Here is a 3,228-nt window from a genome sequence, read left to right on the forward strand (position 1 = left end):
GGCGATGAAGGACGTGGTACGCTGCGATAAGCTCCGGGGAGCCGCGAACAGGCTTTGATCCGGGGATCTCCGAATGGGGAAACCCACCTTCGACATCCCGAACCGTGAGGTCGTGCCGGATCCTTGCAGGATCCGGGGCGGGTTCGCGCTTCGTGGTGTCAGATGAAGGTATCTGATCCCTGAACACATAGGGGATTAGAGGCGAACGCAGGGAAGTGAAACATCTAAGTACCTGCAGGAAAGGACATCAGTGGCGAGCGAACGCGGACCAGGCCAGTGGTCATTGGAGTTCAAGCCGAACCGTCTGGAAAGGCGGGCGATATGGGTGACAGCCCCGTAGGCGTACTCGCTCCGATGATCCTTGAGTAAGGCGGGACACGTGCAATCCTGTCTGAACATGGGGGGCCCACCCTCCAAGCCTAAGTACTCCTCAGCGACCGATAGCGAACCAGTACCGTGAGGGAAAGGTGAAAAGCACCCCGACGAGGGGAGTGAAACAGCACCTGAAACCGGATGCCTACAAACAGTCGGAGCCCAAGGTTTGTCCTGGGTGACGGCGTACCTTTTGTATAATGGGTCAGCGACTTATTGTTGCGAGCAAGCTTAAGCCGATAGGTGTAGGCGCAGCGAAAGCGAGTCTGAACAGGGCGAATGAGTTCGTAGCAATAGACCCGAAACGAGGTGATCTAGTCATGAGCAGGTTGAAGGTGCGGTAACACGCACTGGAGGACCGAACCCACGCCTGTTGAAAAAGTCGGGGATGACTTGTGACTAGGGGTGAAAGGCCAATCAAACCTCGAAATAGCTGGTTCTCCGCGAAATCTATTTAGGTAGAGCGTCGGATGAACACCTTGAGGGGTAGAGCACTGGATGGGCTAGGGGGTCCCACAGACTTACCAAACCTAACCAAACTCCGAATACTCAAGAGTGCTATCCGGCAGACACACGGCGGGTGCTAACGTCCGTCGTGAAAAGGGAAACAACCCTGACCGCCAGCTAAGGTCCCGAAGTCACGGCTAAGTGTGAAACGATGTGGGAATCCCAAAACAACCAGGATGTTGGCTTAGAAGCAGCCATCATTTAAAGAAAGCGTAACAGCTCACTGGTCTAAACAAGGGTTCCTGCGCGGACAATGTAACGGGGCTCAAGCCGTGCACCGAAGCTGCGGATTTGGCAGCAATGCCAAGTGGTAGCGGAGCGTTCCGTAGGCCTGTGAAGGAAGACCCGCGAGGGCTTCTGGAGGTATCGGAAGTGAGAATGCTGACATGAGTAACGATAAAGGGTGTGAGAGACACCCTCGCCGAAAGTCCAAGGGTTCCTGCGTAAAGCTAATCTGCGCAGGGTTAGCCGGCCCCTAAGGCGAGGCCGAAAGGCGTAGTCGATGGGAACGGGGTGAACAGTCCCCGGCCAGCAGGTGGTGACGGATGCCGTGTATGGTTCCTCCTTATCGGATTGGAGGGGCCGTGAAGGCGTTCCAGGAAATAGCCCCTGCATCAGACCGTACCCGAAACCGACACAGGTGGACTGGTAGAGCATACCAAGGCGTTTGAGCGAACTGTGCTGAAGGAACTCGGCAAATTGCCTCCGTAACTTCGGGAGAAGGAGGCCCTCGGCGTGGGCAACCATGTCGGGGGGGCACAGACGAGGGGGTGGCGACTGTTTAACAAAAACACAGGGCTCTGCGAAGCCATAAGGCGACGTATAGGGTCTGACGCCTGCCCGGTGCCGGAAGGTTAAGAGGAGGGGTGCAAGCTCCGAATTGAAGCCCCGGTAAACGGCGGCCGTAACTATAACGGTCCTAAGGTAGCGAAATTCCTTGTCGGGTAAGTTCCGACCTGCACGAATGGCGTAACGACTTCCCCGCTGTCTCCAGCACAACCTCAGTGAAATTGAATTCCCCGTGAAGATGCGGGGTTCCTGCGGTCAGACGGAAAGACCCCGTGCACCTTTACTATAGCTTCACACTGGCATTCGTGTCGGCATGTGTAGGATAGGTGGTAGGCTTTGAAGCGGGGGCGCCAGCTCTCGTGGAGCCATCCTTGAAATACCACCCTTATCGTCATGACTGTCTAACCGCGACCCATCATCTGGGCCCGGGACAGTGTGTGGTGGGTAGTTTGACTGGGGCGGTCGCCTCCCAAAGAGTAACGGAGGCGCGCGAAGGTGGGCTCAGAGCGGTCGGAAATCGCTCGACGAGTGCAATGGCATAAGCCTGCCTGACTGCGAGACTGACACGTCGAGCAGAGTCGAAAGACGGCCATAGTGATCCGGTGGTCCCTCGTGGACGGGCCATCGCTCAACGGATAAAAGGTACGCCGGGGATAACAGGCTGATGATGCCCAAGAGTCCATATCGACGGCATCGTTTGGCACCTCGATGTCGACTCATCACATCCTGGGGCTGGAGCAGGTCCCAAGGGTACGGCTGTTCGCCGTTTAAAGTGGTACGTGAGTTGGGTTCAGAACGTCGTGAGACAGTTCGGTCCCTATCTGCCGTGGGTGTAGGAGTATTGAGAGGATCTGTCCCTAGTACGAGAGGACCGGGATGGACGTACCTCTGGTGGACCTGTTGTGGCGCCAGCCGCATAGCAGGGTAGCTATGTACGGACTCGATAACCGCTGAAGGCATCTAAGCGGGAAACGAACCTCAAAACCAGTGCTCCCTATCAGAGCCGTGGTAGACCACCACGTCGATAGGCCGGGTGTGGAAGCGCGGCAACGCGCGAAGCTTACCGGTACTAATCGCTCGACCGGCTTCATCGCTCTCATTATCAAGATCCAAGACACGATCGCGTCCGTCAAAGGACGGCAGTCGTGAGTAGGCAGTCGGCAGTCGGAAAAGCGGCGCGGGTCCAACCGCCTCCCCCTTCCGACTGCCGACTGCCTAAGCCCGACTGCCCCCTTCAAAGACCCGTCATCCTGATCTTCGCCGGCCTGGTGGCTATGGCGGGGAATGAAGCACCCGATCCCATCCCGAACTCGGCCGTGAAAGTCCCCAGCGCCCATGGTACTTCGTCTCAAGACGCGGGAGAGTAGGTCGCTGCCAGGCCAGCCAAGATCAGGACCACGAGACAGAAAACACCAAGCCTTCTCCACACGAGACCGGATCACACACCCCGCGCGAGCCCCCTCGCCGGGGCTTTCGTGCGTTCGGGCCTCGGAACGCACGGACCCGCCCGGCAAACAGAAGGCGGCGGCGCGTCGTGCGGCGGCCGACGAATGCGTGGAT

General features: G+C 57.8%; 2 rRNA genes. Both read left to right on the forward strand.

Annotated features, from left to right (window positions below):
* A 23S ribosomal RNA gene (locus HND91_RS22300) occupies window positions 1-2,762 on the forward strand; the annotation flags it as partial.
* Between the two features lie 170 nt (window positions 2,763-2,932).
* Window positions 2,933-3,048 (forward strand): 5S ribosomal RNA (gene rrf, locus HND91_RS22305).
* The last annotated feature ends 180 nt before the right edge of the window (window positions 3,049-3,228 follow it).

The sequence above is a fragment of the Chthonobacter rhizosphaerae genome (genome assembly GCF_013839525.1).
GTDB lineage: Bacteria > Pseudomonadota > Alphaproteobacteria > Rhizobiales > Pleomorphomonadaceae > Chthonobacter > Chthonobacter rhizosphaerae.